The sequence below is a fragment of the Glutamicibacter sp. genome (assembly GCF_035257265.1).
Taxonomy (GTDB): domain Bacteria; phylum Actinomycetota; class Actinomycetes; order Actinomycetales; family Micrococcaceae; genus Glutamicibacter.
In genome coordinates this window covers 88602-102452 of record NZ_DATEXC010000026.1, presented here as the reverse complement: position 1 = coordinate 102452, position 13851 = coordinate 88602, and the positions used below count along the sequence as shown (strand labels likewise).

Annotated in this window: 17 protein-coding genes; 9 read left to right on the top strand and 8 right to left on the bottom strand. The window is 60.0% G+C overall.

The annotated features are described in order from the left end of the window. Window positions 1-6: 6 nt before the first annotated feature. The 4 genes from VJ369_RS05935 to VJ369_RS05920 all read left to right on the top strand — a co-directional run bounded on the left by VJ369_RS05935 (window position 7) and on the right by VJ369_RS05920 (window position 3476). Window positions 7-837 carry a glycine betaine ABC transporter substrate-binding protein gene (locus VJ369_RS05935; RefSeq protein WP_324091180.1) on the top strand — a complete coding sequence of 277 codons (831 nt, stop codon included), beginning with the start codon at window positions 7-9 and terminating at the stop codon, window positions 835-837. A 69-nt stretch (window positions 838-906) separates the two neighbouring features. Continuing rightward, a complete protein-coding gene (locus VJ369_RS05930; RefSeq protein ID WP_105675345.1) occupies window positions 907-2127 on the top strand; it encodes a pyridoxal phosphate-dependent aminotransferase in 1221 nt (406 codons plus the stop codon). A gap of 145 nt (window positions 2128-2272) precedes the next feature. Next, window positions 2273-2491, top strand: coding sequence for a hypothetical protein (locus tag VJ369_RS05925; RefSeq protein ID WP_324091179.1), 219 nt, complete (start codon window positions 2273-2275; stop codon window positions 2489-2491). 121 nt (window positions 2492-2612) lie between these two features. Further along, the gene (locus tag VJ369_RS05920) at window positions 2613-3476 is read left to right on the top strand and encodes a PPK2 family polyphosphate kinase (RefSeq protein ID WP_324091178.1); all 864 of its coding nucleotides are present in this window, start codon (window positions 2613-2615) and stop codon (window positions 3474-3476) included. 5 nt (window positions 3477-3481) lie between these two features. Here VJ369_RS05920 and VJ369_RS05915 read toward each other — a convergent pair whose 3' ends face one another. From VJ369_RS05915 to xseA, 3 genes are read right to left on the bottom strand one after another with little or no spacing between them, the layout of a single operon-like run. After that, a complete protein-coding gene (locus VJ369_RS05915) occupies window positions 3482-4225 on the bottom strand; it encodes a ZIP family zinc transporter (protein ID WP_324091177.1) in 744 nt (247 codons plus the stop codon). 24 nt (window positions 4226-4249) lie between these two features. Further along, window positions 4250-4480, bottom strand: a complete 231-nt coding sequence (locus tag VJ369_RS05910) for an exodeoxyribonuclease VII small subunit (protein ID WP_324091176.1) — start codon at window positions 4478-4480, stop codon at window positions 4250-4252. 9 nt (window positions 4481-4489) lie between these two features. Beyond that, window positions 4490-5758, bottom strand: a complete 1269-nt coding sequence (xseA, locus tag VJ369_RS05905) for an exodeoxyribonuclease VII large subunit (protein WP_324091175.1) — start codon at window positions 5756-5758, stop codon at window positions 4490-4492. Window positions 5759-6001: 243 nt separating this feature from the next. On the opposite strand from xseA, the gene VJ369_RS05900 reads away from it, so the two are divergent. The 3 genes from VJ369_RS05900 (at window position 6002) to ychF (ending at window position 8947) form a co-directional block, all read left to right on the top strand. After that, window positions 6002-6619, top strand: coding sequence for a hypothetical protein (locus VJ369_RS05900; RefSeq protein ID WP_324091174.1), 618 nt, complete (start codon window positions 6002-6004; stop codon window positions 6617-6619). Between the two features lie 98 nt (window positions 6620-6717). Next, window positions 6718-7815, top strand: a complete 1098-nt coding sequence (locus VJ369_RS05895; RefSeq protein ID WP_105675331.1) for a 4-hydroxy-3-methylbut-2-enyl diphosphate reductase — start codon at window positions 6718-6720, stop codon at window positions 7813-7815. 46 nt (window positions 7816-7861) lie between these two features. Beyond that, entirely contained in the window at window positions 7862-8947 is a 1086-nt protein-coding gene (gene ychF / locus VJ369_RS05890; RefSeq protein ID WP_324091173.1) for a redox-regulated ATPase YchF, read from the top strand. A 182-nt stretch (window positions 8948-9129) separates the two neighbouring features. Here ychF and VJ369_RS05885 read toward each other — a convergent pair whose 3' ends face one another. Continuing rightward, window positions 9130-9471, bottom strand: coding sequence for a hypothetical protein (locus tag VJ369_RS05885; RefSeq protein ID WP_324091172.1), 342 nt, complete (start codon window positions 9469-9471; stop codon window positions 9130-9132). Between the two features lie 299 nt (window positions 9472-9770). Here VJ369_RS05885 and VJ369_RS05880 point away from each other — a divergent pair, with 299 nt between their 5' ends. Beyond that, window positions 9771-10271, top strand: a complete 501-nt coding sequence (locus tag VJ369_RS05880; protein WP_324091171.1) for a peptide-methionine (S)-S-oxide reductase — start codon at window positions 9771-9773, stop codon at window positions 10269-10271. 557 nt (window positions 10272-10828) lie between these two features. Here the strand turns inward: VJ369_RS05880 and VJ369_RS05875 are convergent. The 4 genes from VJ369_RS05875 to VJ369_RS05860 form a co-directional block, all read right to left on the bottom strand. Continuing rightward, the gene (locus VJ369_RS05875) at window positions 10829-11215 is read right to left on the bottom strand and encodes a hypothetical protein (protein ID WP_324091170.1); all 387 of its coding nucleotides are present in this window, start codon (window positions 11213-11215) and stop codon (window positions 10829-10831) included. A gap of 155 nt (window positions 11216-11370) precedes the next feature. Beyond that, window positions 11371-12138 (bottom strand): SCO1664 family protein, encoded by a 768-nt coding sequence (locus VJ369_RS05870; protein ID WP_324091198.1) that lies wholly within the window; start codon window positions 12136-12138, stop codon window positions 11371-11373. After that, window positions 12138-12671 carry a DUF3090 domain-containing protein gene (locus tag VJ369_RS05865; protein WP_324091169.1) on the bottom strand — a complete coding sequence of 178 codons (534 nt, stop codon included), beginning with the start codon at window positions 12669-12671 and terminating at the stop codon, window positions 12138-12140. The genes VJ369_RS05870 and VJ369_RS05865 overlap by 1 nt, the downstream gene beginning before the upstream one ends. A gap of 9 nt (window positions 12672-12680) precedes the next feature. After that, window positions 12681-13388 carry a histidine phosphatase family protein gene (locus VJ369_RS05860; RefSeq protein ID WP_324091168.1) on the bottom strand — a complete coding sequence of 236 codons (708 nt, stop codon included), beginning with the start codon at window positions 13386-13388 and terminating at the stop codon, window positions 12681-12683. Between the two features lie 211 nt (window positions 13389-13599). On the opposite strand from VJ369_RS05860, the gene VJ369_RS05855 reads away from it, so the two are divergent. Beyond that, window positions 13600-13845, top strand: coding sequence for a HigA family addiction module antitoxin (locus VJ369_RS05855; RefSeq protein ID WP_324091167.1), 246 nt, complete (start codon window positions 13600-13602; stop codon window positions 13843-13845). Window positions 13846-13851 lie beyond the last annotated feature (6 nt).

The following is a 13851-nucleotide window of genomic DNA, read 5'->3' as shown; positions in this document are numbered from 1 at the left end:
GGGGAGATGAACTTACCTAAAACCGCCGCCTTCGGCGCGCTGACCCTGGCCGTGACGCTGTCTTTGAGCGCCTGCACCGGTGGCGATCCCGGCCCGGTGGCGCAATCCAAAAACATCAGTATTTCGGTAGCCAGCGGCACCTCGGCCACCGAGCTGACGCTGGGCAGCATTTACGCCGACGCACTGCGCTCGGCCGGATACCAGGTCACCGCGTCTGAACCCAGCGCCAACCCGTACCAGCAGGTGCTCGAAGGACACGCGGATCTGGCCATCTCCACCGCGGATAACAGCACCGTGGAGGGTTTCAAAACCGCCGATCCGGCGGTGCGCGCGCTGGAGCAAAGCGAGGCACAAAGTACCCCGGTGCTGGTGATGAGCGCCGCGGAGGCCACCCACTACGGCGTGGATTCAGTGCCGAGCCTGGCCGCGAACTGCCAGAAGCTTGAAATTGTCGGGGTCGCCCCGCAGAACGCGGCGCTCACCAATGCGCTGGCCGCCGAGGGCTGCACCAAGCCACGGTATAAAACGGTTCCCGCCGCGCAATTAGCCAACCAGCTGCGTGCGGCGCTGAACCGGGTAGTCATACTGGACTCGGCCGATGCAATCATCGGCGATGAAGGCTTCGAAACGATCGAGGGCAGCGAAAAGATTTTTGAGGCCAAGGCCGTGGTGCCGCTGGCCGAGGAAGATCTGGATCAAGACGCGCAGAACGTGATCAACCAGGTCACCAAAAAAATTGATCAAAGCTCGCTGATCGGAATCAACCGCATGGTCACCGGTGCGGATGCGCTGGACCCGGGGACCGCGGCCGGCAGGTTCCGGATCCTCACGCAGTAGCGCACCACCGGCAGGTCATCCGCCGACCCGAAGGCGCGCGGCGCGTGCCAAACATGAGAAAGTGAACCCATGGCAGAATTCAAGCAATCCACGAAGCTCCACAACGTCCTCTACGACATTCGCGGGCCCCTGCTTGAACATGCGCAGCGCATGGAATCCGAGGGGCACCGCATCCTGAAACTGAATATTGGCAATCCCGCCACCTTCGGTTTTGAGGCACCGGACGCGGTGCTGGTGGACATGATCCGCAACCTGCCCAACGCGCAGGGCTACTCGGACTCGCGCGGCATCCTTTCGGCGCGCACCGCCGTCTCGCAGTACTACCAGACCCGCGGCATCCAGACCATCGGCGTCGATGACGTGTACCTGGGCAACGGCGTCTCCGAACTGATTACGCTGAGCCTGAACGCGCTGCTGAACAACGGCGACGAGGTGCTCATCCCCGCCCCCGACTACCCGCTGTGGACCGCCTCGGTCTCGCTGGCCGGCGGCACCCCCGTGCACTACCTCAACGTTGAAGAGGAGGGCTGGCTGCCGGATCTGGAGGATATGGAAGCGAAGATCACCGATCGCACCAAGGGCATCGTGATCATCAACCCCAACAACCCCACCGGCGCGGTGTACCCGAAGGACACCCTGGAGGGGATCCTGGAGCTGGCGCGCAAGCACAACCTGATCGTGTTCTCCGATGAGATCTACGAGAAGATCCTCTACGACGATGCCGTTCACATCAACACCGCCGCCCTGGCCGACGACGTTTTGGTCCTCACCTTCTCGGGCCTTTCCAAGGCTTACCGGGTCTGTGGTTTCCGCGCCGGCTGGATGGCGATCTCCGGTCCCCGGCATCAGGCGACCAACTACATCGAGGGCATCAACCTGCTGACCAACATGCGCCTGTGCGCAAATGTTCCGGCGCAGCACGCGATCCAGACCGCGTTGGGCGGCTACCAGTCGATCAACGATCTGATCCTGCCCGGCGGACGCCTGAAGGAACAGCGCGACGCCGCCTACGACCTCTTGCAGGCAATCCCCGGGGTGAGCGTGCAGAAGGCCCAGGGTGCCCTCTACATGTTCCCGAAGCTGGACCCCGAGGTCTACCCGATGCACGACGATGAGAAGTTCGCCCTCGAGCTGCTCAAGGCACAGAAGATCCTGATCACCCAGGGCACCGCCTTTAACTGGCCGAAGCCCGATCACTTCCGGCTGGTCACCTTGCCCAACGTGCGCGATCTGACCGACGCGGTGGGCCGCATTTCGATGTTCCTCGAAGAATGGCGTGCCCGCGCCTAAGTGAAGTTGTTCAAAACCCGTGTGCCGCAAGCAATTGGCGCACGGGTTTTTGCGTTGCTGGACGTAGCTGTTTCAGCTAGCACAAAACCGCTCATTAGCTGCGCAATGACGGTAAAATTGAACCGTAGCTGAAGGGAGCGCAATCATGCCTAGAATTCTTGATCTTGAGCAGTGGTGGCCCGAGCTGTTCGCGGGCATGGACAGTGAAACTCGCAATTCCATCGTCCAGGCATTCGCAGGTTCCTGGCATGAAGGTTGGGAACCGAATCGCGAAGACGTCGAAAATCTAACAAATTTCGTCCGTGGTGAGTACGACCGTGAGGAGTACCTGCGCCGCGCGATGGTCCAAGCTGAGCACAGCTGATTCCGCTCGGAGGGCTGAATGACGCCGCGTCTGGGCCAAGTCCAGGCAAAATACTTCTCAACGGGCGCGTCGGAACAGTAGGCTAGCAAGCAACGTCCGTGCAGTGTGAGTTGGGAACCTAATGAGCGAATACCCGCAGAACCTCGTCCAAGCCCTGCGCGTGGTAGGTGAAGTGGATTTATCCACGCGCGCCACCAAAAACCCCAACTGGTGGCCGGAAGATGCCCCCAAAAATAAAAAGGCTGCCGGGCAACGGATGGAAGCGATCGCCGGGGAACTCGCCGATCTGCAAGAACGGCTGTTCGCCGCCGCGCTGCACGAAGAACTCTCCGATTCACTGCTGCTGGTCCTCCAGGGCATGGACACCTCCGGCAAGGGCGGGATCGTGCGCCACGTGATGGGTTTGTTCGATCCGCAAGGCGTGGAACATCATGCGTTTAAGACGCCGACCAAGGACGAGCTGGCCCACGACTTCCTCTGGCGGGTGGAAAATCAGTTGCCGGCGCCCGGGATTATCGGCGTTTTTGACCGCTCGCACTATGAAGATGTGCTGATTCACAAGGTGCAGAAGCTCAGCAGCGAGCAGGAAATTGAGCAGCGCTACCCGAAGATCGTCGAATTTGAACGACGCCTGCAGGCTCGCTCCATCCACCTGCACAAGGTGATGCTGCACATCAGCAGCGAGGAACAGTTTGCGCGGCTAGGCGAGCGCCTGGACCGGGCGGACAAGCATTGGAAGTACGCGCCGGGGGACGTAGATGACCGGCTGCTGTTCGACGAGTACCAGCGCGCCTATGAAGCCGCGATCGGACGCACCGCAACCGAGAGCGCCCCGTGGTTCGTGATTCCGGCGGATCAAAAATGGCGGGCACGGTTGTGCGTGGCCGAATTATTGCTTCAGACGCTGCGCGGTATCGACCCGCAATGGCCGAAGGCAGACTTTGATCTGGCCGCCGAACGCAAACGCCTGGACGCCACCAAGTAGCGCGTTTAGGCAACGGTGTGCACCGCGAAGGCGGTGAGGAACCCTGCGGTAGCGATGAGCCCGGTGTAGTCGTGCTCCACCTTCCAGGCCTCGGGAATCATGGTGTCCGAGACCATGGTGAGGATGCCGCCTGCGGCCAGTGCTATCGCGAATGCGGTAATTGCCGGATCGGTGAGCGAGAGTAGCGCGTACCCGGCCCAGGCTGATATTCCGGCCGCCAGGGTCACCGAACCCCAGAGCGCAAAGATGCCGCCAGCTTTTTTGCCCGACTCTTTTTGCGCCGCGGTGCTGGCCAGTGCCTCGGGAATGTTGGAGATGAAAATCGCCACGAGCATCGCCGGGTTGACCGCACCTCCGGCCACCAGCCCCATGCCGAGCGCCACGGATTCGGGGATCCCATCGATCAGCGCGCCAATAGCCAGCGCATTGCCCGAGTTTGCGTCGCTGCCGGAGCCGCGCCGCCGCGAACGCTTGGCGACGATCCGGTTGGCGAAGAAGTAGATCAGGGCGCCGCTGGCCAGACCCAAGGCGGTGACCAGCAGTCCGCCGCCATCGTAGGCTTCGGCAACAAGTTCGAAGGCCAACGCACTGATCAGTACGCCGGCGCCGAAGGCCATCACGCCATTGACCAGAACCTTGGGCAGCTTCAGCCACCAGCCGGCGGCCGCGCCGAGCAACAGCGAAGCCCCGGAGACCAGACCCCATATCAACGCCCACCAAGCCATATCCATAGGGCTCAGCGTAGCCACAAATCCGGCCGGTTGGCAGGGGTGCTACTCCTCCGTGGTGTTTTCCACGCGGGCGCGGGCCCGATCGAGGCGTTCGGAGACGCCATTGAGCCAATTTTCGCAGTGCGCCGCCAGCGCTTCGCCACGTTCCCACAAAGCCAGTGAGGCTTCCAAGGGCACGCCGCCGGTCTCCAACTGATTGACGACGTTCATCAGTTCTTCGCGGGCCTGCTCATAGGAGAGGTTTTTGATGTCTGCCGGAATTTGCTCGCTCATATTCTGTCCTTAAACGTTTTTGGTGGATTGCTCGGCCGGGAAAATTTGATCAACGGTGGCGGTCAGTTTGCCCGAGGCCACTCGAATACGCAGCTGCTCGCCGCCGGTGAGGGCTTGGGCAGCGCGAACCACCGAACCATCGGCCAACTGGGTGACCGAATATCCGCGGTCCAAGGTCTGCTGCGGAGATAAGGCGCGCACCTGGGCGCTGAGATGTGCGATCTCATCGCCGGCTCGCTGCACCCGGTGACGGATGAGCGCGGTGGCTCGTTCGCGCCAGCGCTGCAGATCTTCAGCCCGTGAATCGATCATGGTGTGCGGGTTCGCCAGTACGGGACGCTGCCGCAGCGCAGAGATCACCTGCTCCTCGCGGGTGAGCAGGTTACTAATCGCCCGGTCCAGGCGCTGACGCGACATTTGCAGCCCGGCAAACTCTTCGTTCAGATCCGGCACGATGCGCTTGGCCGCGTCGGTCGGTGTTGAAGCGCGTAGATCCGCTACGTCGTCCAGAATCGGGCGGTCCGCCTCATGCCCAATGGCGGAGACCACCGGGGTGGATGCCGCGAACACCGCACGCACCAGGTCCTCGTTGGAAAATGGCAGCAGGTCTTCCAGCGCGCCGCCGCCGCGGGCAATGACAATGACCTCTACCTGCGGGTCTTGATCCAGCTCACGCAGTGCGGCGGTGACTTGAGCGACCGCATCTACCCCCTGTACGGCGGTGTTGATGATGCGGAATTTGACCGCAGGCCAGCGCAGCGTGGCGTTGCGTACGACGTCTTTCTCGGCATCCGAATTTCGTCCGGTAATTAGTCCGATGGTGCCCGGCAATACCGGGAGCCGGCGCTTGTGCTCAACATTGAACAGTCCCTCGGCACCAAGTGCTTGGCGCAGCCGTTCCAGGCGCAGCAGCAATTCGCCCAGGCCCACCGGGCGCAGGTCTGTCGCGTTGAGTGAAAGCCTGCCGGTTTTGGCGTAAAAACTTGGTTTGACCCGGGCGACCACGCGCGAGCCGACCTCGGGGGTGGCGTCGAGCTTACGCATCACCGAGGACCACACGGTGACCGAAAAGGAATTATCCACGTCTACGTCGCGCAGGGTCAGGTAGGCGTGCCCGTTGCGCAAATTCGCCTCCAGCAGCTGACCTTCCACCCAGGTCATGGGGGAGTTTTCGATGTGGATCTTCAGCTTTTCGGTGAGCACACGCAGTGGCCACGGATTATCAGCCGTGGTTAACGCCGCGGTGGCCGGTAAGCCGGCGGGGGACTCGGACTCCATGCGGGCCGCTCCTTGGAAGTTTCGAAATGTAGCGCCAGCGCGCGCTTTGGCTGGTGCACAAGTGAGACTACCGTATGGCACCGAAGGTTCAGCGAATTGAGCGGTTCAGGCTCCGCGGAAAAAGCAGGTGAAGCATTGGTCTCAGCAGGGGATATTCTTTCACGCGCCGTGCTCGCAAGCCGCTGTTTTGATCGGTTATCAAACGATTAGGACAAGCTGGACCAAGGCCATTGTCTGCGGCCTATGAGCGGAGGACACTATGTGCATTGGGGAGATATCCGTGAAGGGCACAAGATCATGTGGTGGGGATCAAAAAAGAATAATGCCGCCCGTGCGGTGTGGGCTGGGGTGCTGGCCCCCACCGGAGATTGCATCTCCTCGTTTAAATCGCGCTACGGCGTAGTTCTGGAGGCGCTGGCCCGCGCCAAGGGACAGTGGGTTATCAACCATTCGATCAGTCACCCGGATTTGCGGCCGCTGTGCTGCGCGCAGTCAGGTAAGCAATTGGGTGGCACCGGGGTGCACACAAACTTCGGCAGGCCGCCGTACGGGGCCATCGACGGTTCGGTGAGCTGCGGCTACAACAGCCGCGGGATGGCGATCTGGACCTGGAGCCGGGACACTAAAGACTGGGAAACTAAATCAAAATCGATCACCGTTTCCCGTGCCTCCGCCGCGGTGTGCGGGGATACCGTCTTGATGCACATGCAAGGGCAGGGATTTGCCCCGGACTCGCTGCGCCAGATCAAGGCGAACCTGGGCAAACGCGGCATCGGTCTCTGCCGGGCTTACCGCGGCAGTGATGGCACCGGAGCGGTGCTGCGTACCCCGGTACGGCTGCCCGGCTCGCTTCCTTGCTGACCCGTAGATGAGCGTGGAGGCTAAACTCACAGCCCTTTAGAGGTGGCGCGCATCATATGAGCATGCGCTAACTTGCATGGGGTTCGTAGACTAGGGGTATGGCTACTTCCACTTCTGTCCCGGTCTCGTTGCCGATCCCTCGGGTTCCGCGTATTCGTCGCACCCCCGAGCAGATCGCAGCTGCCTCCCCGCAGGTCACCAAGCGCAGCGTGCTGCTGGCCGCGCCGCGCGGCTACTGCGCCGGCGTGGACCGTGCGGTCATCGCCGTTGAGAAGGCGCTGGAGCACTACGGCGCCCCGGTCTACGTGCGCAAGCAGATCGTGCACAACGTGCATGTGGTCTCCGAACTTGAATCGCGCGGGGCAATCTTCGTGGAGGAAAACGAGGAAGTGCCCACCGGCGCGCTCGTTGTCTTCTCCGCACACGGTGTCTCCCCGGCGGTCGTGCAGTCCGCCGAGGACCGCGGATTGCGCACCATCGATGCGACCTGCCCGCTGGTGACCAAGGTGCACCGCGAAGCCGTGCGTTTCGCTAAGGCCGATTATGAGATCTTGCTGATCGGCCACGAAGGACACGAAGAGGTTGAGGGTACCTACGGCGAAGCGCCGGAGGTAACAACCATCGTGAACAACCCCGAAGAGGCCGACACAGTGGTGGTGAAGGACCCGGACAAGCTGATCTGGCTCTCGCAGACCACGCTCAGCGTGGACGAGACTATGGAAACCGTACGCCGGCTGCGTCAGCGTTTCCCGAATCTGCAGGATCCACCGAGCGATGACATCTGCTACGCGACCACCAACCGGCAGGCAGCGATCAAGGAGATCGCCCCGGCCTCGGAACTGGTGATCGTGGTGGGTTCGGCGAACTCCTCGAACTCGGTACGCCTGGTGGAGGTCGCACTGGATCACGGTGCCAAGGCCGCCTACCGCGTGGACTTCGCCAACGAGGTTGATGAGACCTGGTTTGAGAACGTCTCCAGCGTGGGCGTGACCTCCGGTGCTTCGGTGCCCGATGTCCTGGTTCAAGAGGTGCTGGCCCTGCTCGCCGATTACGGTTTCACCGACGTTTCCGAGGTCACCACCGCGCAGGAAGACATCATCTTCTCGCTGCCTAAGGAGATCCGCGGCAAGCTCAAGGAGTCCGGCGATGACGCCCGGGCCCTAGGCGGCCGGCGCTCCGCCAATGAAACGAACTAAGCACTTCATTTTTCGCATCTCCTAAGCAAAGGTAGAATCTTCTCCCGTGGCTCTTACTATCGGAATCGTCGGACTGCCCAATGTCGGCAAGTCCACCATGTTCAACGCGCTGACCAACGCCCAGGTGCTGGCAGCCAACTACCCGTTCGCGACTATCGAACCTAACGTGGGCGTCGTCCCGCTGCCGGACGCGCGTCTGAAGGTGCTCTCCGGAATCTTCGGTTCCGAGCGCATCCTTCCAGCAACCGTGTCCTTCGTGGATATCGCCGGCATCGTCAAGGGTGCTTCGGAGGGTGAAGGCCTGGGCAATAAGTTCCTGGCCACCATCCGTGAAGCCGACGCGATCTGCCAGGTGACCCGCGCATTCGTCAACGACGACGTCATCCACGTCAACGGCAAGGTGGACCCTGCCTCGGATATCGAGACGATCGCCACCGAGCTGATCCTCGCCGACATGCAGACCATCGAAAATCAGCTGCCTCGTCTGGAGAAGGAACTGCGCAGCAAGAAGATCGAGAAGTCTTTCTTGGACGCAGTGCTTAATGCGCAGAAGATTCTCGAAGAGGGCATCACTCTCTTCGCCGCGGCGAAGACCAAGGGTGTTGATCTCGAAGAGCTCGCTCCAATGCAGCTGATGACCACCAAGCCGTTCATCTACGTGTTCAACACCGATGAGGCTGGTCTGGCCGACACCGAGATGCAGGCCAAGCTCTCCGAGCTCGTCGCACCGGCGGAAGCAATCTTCCTTGACGCACAGTTCGAATCCGAGCTCGCTGAGCTGGAAGAAGACGAAGCAGCAGAGATGATGGAAGATGCTGGCATCGTCGAGTCCGGACTGGGCAAGCTGGCCCGCGTCGGTTTTGATACCTTGGGTCTGCAGACCTACCTGACCGCTGGCCCGAAGGAAACTCGCGCCTGGACCATCTCTAAGGGCGCGACCGCACCTGAGGCAGCCGGTGTGATCCACACCGATTTCCAGCGCGGCTTCATCAAGGCTGAGGTTGTCGGCTTTGAGGACCTGGTTGAGGTTGGTTCCATTGCCAATGCGAAGGCGGCCGGCAAGGCGCGCATCGAAGGCAAGGAATACATCATGAAGGACGGCGACGTGGTGGAGTTCCGCTTCAACGTCTAGATTCTTCGCCTGAACTCTGTGGAAATGCCGCCCTCCGTGAAAACTGATGAGGGCGGCATTTCTTGTCGATGGATCATAGATTGTGTCAGCTTATTGAACCCTCAGCGCATCCTGTAAGAAGCAATCCGTCACTTTAAGCTAAGTTCTTCGCGGAGAATGCTGATGATTGAGGGGAAGTCAGGTTAATAGACCCGCCGAACCTCCTGGGGCCAGCCGCAAGCCTGGGCAATCTTCCCCGCCCACATTTTTGCATCCTTATCGTCGGGGACATCGATGATTGTTAGACCGCCGATGTACGCCTCGGTGGGGGCAACTGGGCCGTTGGTGATCAACAATGTTCCGCTCGTCGCGTCGGCACTGAACGCGGCGTTGATGTCTTCATCCACGCCGGCGGCGAACACGTAAGCACCTGCGTCTTTGATCTCGTTCACCACATCGTTGGCCAAAGGTCCGCGCGAAGCAAACCATTCCTCGCTGTGGTTTCCGACCCACTGCTGGTTGAAGTAAATGATGTATTGAGTCATAGCAGCTCCTTGCCGAGTGCATTGTGTGATCCAAACAATATACTGCTGGCGCGCTATCAGGGTCGGTATCTGGGCTCGCCTGATGATTGAGCTCTGCATGCGTTTCATGTGGTCGTCCGGTACCAGATGCTGGACCCTGCGCGCTTGGAGTACGCGGCGGTAGGGGTCGCGCGTCGACTTGTGCGTGGAGGAGCGCTGGCCAAGGGAGATAAAGCATGGCGGAGTTACGCTCCAAGGTTTCATCGCGTTGCGTTTCAACTGCTGCCGGACCAGTGCGCGGGCGGCAGTAGGATCGGTATATGGATGCGGAGCATGAGTTTGAGGAGCTTTATCTGGCCGGCGGCTGCCTGTGGGGTGTGCAGGCTTTCATCGCGACGCTGACCGGAGTGACATTCACGGAAGCTGGAAGAGCCAACGGTGCCAACGGTGCCAGCGGAGACATCGATAGCGGCTACGACGGTTATGCAGAATGCGTTCGAACCCGTTTTGATCCGATGATTGTTAGTGTTGAGCAACTCATGGCGTACCTGTTTGAAATTATTGATCCTTACAGCGTGAACCACCAGGGACCGGATACCGGTCTGAAGTACCGCACTGGTGTGTATTCAACTACGCCGGCGCACCTCGACGAGGCTCGGGCATTCATCGCTGCGAGGGACGATGCGGACCGCATCGCGGTCGAGGTGCTGCCACTTGCCACCTATGTGCGAAGCGCAGAGGAACATCAAGATCGGCTCGCACGGTTTCCCGCGGACTCCTGCCACCTTCCTGACTCACTGTTGACTAAGTACCAAGGGTGAAGACCCTCTGCGGCTGGAGCGTAGCGGCATCATGAAGTTGCTACGTGTCAGAACTCGGTGGAGTTTATATTCGAAGTTTAAGTAATCTAGGCGCACTGGCCTCGATCTACTTTGCCTTCACACGCTGATTCGAATCGGACGTTCCGACAGGCTAATGCCATGGTTCTTGTTCTGCTTCGGACCACCCCCTATTGTTGTCGAGGTATTCAAAGGTTCTAAAATTGCGAGGTATTTTGGTGGGAAGAAGTTTCTGGGCTGCCAGAAAACGTGTTGCGCTTTACCTCGCTATCTCGGTTTTTGGCATGGCCTTGCTGATTGGTGTGTACTGCTGGATCTCGGGCAGGGCGCCGCTAGAAGCCATAGAGAATCTTTGGATTGCATTGGTGTTCGCTCTCGGGACGGCCGTGGTGACTGCCTTGCGGGATCAGAAGGAAGAGGGCACCGCTGGTTCCCAGAAAACTAACAGCGAATGACGCGCAGTTTTAATGGTTCTGCGGAGATGGGCGAAACTGACGACAGAGCGCAGACTAGCGGCGTGAAGCAGTGGGAATTAGTCGTCACTGCCTGCCGATGAAATCGAAGGTGTACTCATTAGTCAACGGCATGATGCCGGGGTCATCTTCGAATGGCATGTAATCCAGGGAGTAAAGGTAACCGTCGATAACCCAAAGATCTAAGTGCCCCAAAGCTTTTTCGTTTTGCATCACGGTTACCGAGGAAAACGGTCCGCCGCCATGGGTGATGCGCTTACGACCAGGGGCCTTGGTGACTGCGATAAGGAAGCATTCGCACTCGTCGAATTGGAACCCATCCCAGTGGGAGAACGCCAGCTGTTCACGTGCCTTTGCTGATTCAGTATCGGTGCCACTGCATAGCAACGCTAGGATGTCGCGTTCGGCTTGGCTGAGTTCCTCGCCTTTGCTGCGGTTAGTTTGGGGGCGCATAGATGCAGGCTATGGCGTGGTGCGACGGCACAGCAAATCCGAGGGCACTTGAATGTGCAACATTGCCGCGACGGACCCACCGTGTTTGGATACGAACGACACGAAGCGCGGATGTGCGAATCTCGTAAGGCCGTTGTTCGCCTAGCGCTGTTCGTTTAGAACAATGGCCAGGGGACCGCTGGCATTTCGCCGCTCGGGCTGGGAAATTTACCGGTAGAAAGCAAATGGTCACAGCGCTGCGCAAGGGATGCGAGTTCGTCTGCGGTGATGAGCTCCGCGAGCTTTTGCCCCAGCTCAGCCTGTAGTGCCTCGCTAATGCGAGCGACGCCCTCGTGTTCTTCATCAGTGAGTGCTTCGCCAACCCAGCCCCACAGCACCGTGCGCAGCTTGTGCTCGCGGTGAAAGGTCAGTCCGTGGTCCACACCGTATCGGTGTCCACCGGTCATCGCCAGGATGTGGTTGCCTTTGCGGTCGGCGTTATTAACGATGACATCAAATACCGCCATGCGTCGTAATGCGGGGGAGTCCTCATGAACCAGGGCGAGCAGTTCACCATTCTCGCCGCGCCCCTGGAAAACCTGTTTCCAACCAGTCTGGGGAACGCTCTCGGCAGGAACCAGATCGATCGCATTTTCCTCGACATCTTGCTCCTGCCACAGCTGCACCATGCCCTCGCCGAACTGAGCCTCACGCAGCCAGGTATGTGGCACGATATTCCAGCCCAAGGCTTCCGAGACCAGATAGGCGGCGACCTCCCGATGAGCCAGCTGACCGTCGGGAAAATCCCACAGCGGATTCTCCCCGGCGATCGGCTTGTAAACGACAACGTTCTCTGCGATGTTGCCCATAAAGGTTGCGTTTGACGCCGTGGTGAGCCGGCCGGTGAGCGTGAGCTCGGTGGTCATCAGATCGGACATGTGTATTAGTTTTCGTTGATGGTGCAGGTGTGTCCGTCTGGGTCCATCGGATACCCGCAGAGGGTGCACATCGGACGCCCGGCATCCACGATCTCGCGGGTGCGCTTAGCGAAGGCGCGAGCGGTACCCACCGGCATCCGCACGCGCAGCATTTCGGTCTCTTCGATGGGAGCCGCGTCTGGATCTTCATCCGGAATCGGGTGGGCCTCGATGACGATCTGCGAGGTGGATGGGTCCCAGCCCAGGCTCATTGCGCCGGTGCGGAACTGCTCCTGGTCAGCTTCGAGCGGGTCATTGTCCACGAGCTCGATCGGAGTGCCGGTGGGAATGCTGAAGGGGTTTCCATCCACGGTGAGCAACTGGTCAAGAATGTGATCGATGTTCTCCGCGAGCTGCGCGGCCTGCTGTTTCTCCAGCACAACACTGACAATCTCTTTGCCCGTGCGCACCTGGAGGTAGAACGTGCGGTCACCGGGAAGCCCGATGACGCCGACAACGACCCTATCGGGCCAGGAAAATTCGTGAATACGTGTAGGCATATAAATATCTTATGCTCCGCTAGTGGGTGTAGTTTGTGTTCCGGCTCCGCCACCGACGGGCGCATCGGCGCCGTGGGTAGTGTTCGGCAGCCAGGATAGATCGCCGGCATCGGTGTTGATCGCGTGGACGGCAGGGCGGTTAGTGCCATAGTGCACGATCGAAATCGACGCAGGGCCCACATTTAGACGCTGGAACATGTCCAGGTGCATGCCCAGCGCGTCGGCGAGGATCGACTTGATGATATCCCCGTGGCTGACCGCCGCCCAGACGGCTTGCGGCCCGTGCTCCGCCTCGAAGGCTGCATCGTGACGTCGAATTGCGGCCACCGAGCGGGACTGCATCGCGGCCATCGATTCGCCGCCGGGAAAGGTGACTGCCGAGGGCTGGGACTGGACAACCGGCCACAATTTTTCGGCAGCCAGCTCGCTGAGCATGCGTCCTTGCCACAGTCCGTAGTCGCACTCAGTGAGATCGTCTTCGGTGGGTGCGTAAGGGGTGCCGGGCTGCCGATCGAGGATGTACTGCGCGGTTTGCTGACAGCGCTGAAGCGGGCTGGAAACCACCCCGACCAACGGCACGCGCGCCAGGCGCTCGCCGGCTGAAGTTGCCTGTTGTTCTCCCAGCTCATCAAGACTCACCCCTGGAGTCCGTCCGGCTAGAAGTCCGGTTGCATTGGCTGTGGTGCGGCCGTGCCGCACGAGGATAACTGTCGCCATCTACTCAGCCTAGTCATCTGCCGTCGCTGAACCTAGTTCAATCACTGAACGGTCTTCATTGGCTGCCCAAAAACTACAAGCAGAGGCTGAATTATCGGCATATTCCGTAGCGGATTTGCGTACCAGCCTCTTCGTGCCGAACCGTGATTCTTGAACTTTGACCTGATATCTCACACACGCCTCAGCGCGGGGCGAGGTAGCATTCGAGTGAATGATCAACGGCTCCGGCATCACCCAGATCAAGCTTGAGGTCTCGATCCGAGTTCCACCATGCCGTATTAACGAAATAGTGCATGGCAAGCGAGCCATTACCGCAGACACCGCGCTTAGACTCGGGCGTTATTTTGGGATCGACCCACAGCTTTGGCTGAATTTGCAGTCGCACTATGAATTGGTACTTGCAGAGGATCGTGTTGCTGAACAAATCGCGGCAATCACTCCACTGAAGGTTGCCTGAGGGTTC

Excerpts from the sequence above, each read along its gene's own strand:
- VJ369_RS05935 (WP_324091180.1), top strand. The coding sequence starts at position 7 with ATGAACTTACCTAAAACCGCCGCCTTCGGCGCGCTGACCCTGGCCGTG.
- VJ369_RS05930 (WP_105675345.1), top strand. The coding sequence starts at position 907 with ATGGCAGAATTCAAGCAATCCACGAAGCTCCACAACGTCCTCTACGAC.
- VJ369_RS05925 (WP_324091179.1), top strand. The coding sequence starts at position 2,273 with ATGCCTAGAATTCTTGATCTTGAGCAGTGGTGGCCCGAGCTGTTCGCG.
- VJ369_RS05920 (WP_324091178.1), top strand. The coding sequence starts at position 2,613 with ATGAGCGAATACCCGCAGAACCTCGTCCAAGCCCTGCGCGTGGTAGGT.
- VJ369_RS05910 (WP_324091176.1), bottom strand. The coding sequence starts at position 4,480 with ATGAGCGAGCAAATTCCGGCAGACATCAAAAACCTCTCCTATGAGCAG.
- xseA (WP_324091175.1), bottom strand. The coding sequence starts at position 5,758 with ATGGAGTCCGAGTCCCCCGCCGGCTTACCGGCCACCGCGGCGTTAACC.
- VJ369_RS05900 (WP_324091174.1), top strand. The coding sequence starts at position 6,002 with ATGAGCGGAGGACACTATGTGCATTGGGGAGATATCCGTGAAGGGCAC.
- VJ369_RS05895 (WP_105675331.1), top strand. The coding sequence starts at position 6,718 with ATGGCTACTTCCACTTCTGTCCCGGTCTCGTTGCCGATCCCTCGGGTT.
- VJ369_RS05885 (WP_324091172.1), bottom strand. The coding sequence starts at position 9,471 with ATGACTCAATACATCATTTACTTCAACCAGCAGTGGGTCGGAAACCAC.
- VJ369_RS05880 (WP_324091171.1), top strand. The coding sequence starts at position 9,771 with ATGGATGCGGAGCATGAGTTTGAGGAGCTTTATCTGGCCGGCGGCTGC.
- VJ369_RS05875 (WP_324091170.1), bottom strand. The coding sequence starts at position 11,215 with ATGCGCCCCCAAACTAACCGCAGCAAAGGCGAGGAACTCAGCCAAGCC.
- VJ369_RS05865 (WP_324091169.1), bottom strand. The coding sequence starts at position 12,671 with ATGCCTACACGTATTCACGAATTTTCCTGGCCCGATAGGGTCGTTGTC.
- VJ369_RS05860 (WP_324091168.1), bottom strand. The coding sequence starts at position 13,388 with ATGGCGACAGTTATCCTCGTGCGGCACGGCCGCACCACAGCCAATGCA.
- VJ369_RS05855 (WP_324091167.1), top strand. The coding sequence starts at position 13,600 with ATGATCAACGGCTCCGGCATCACCCAGATCAAGCTTGAGGTCTCGATC.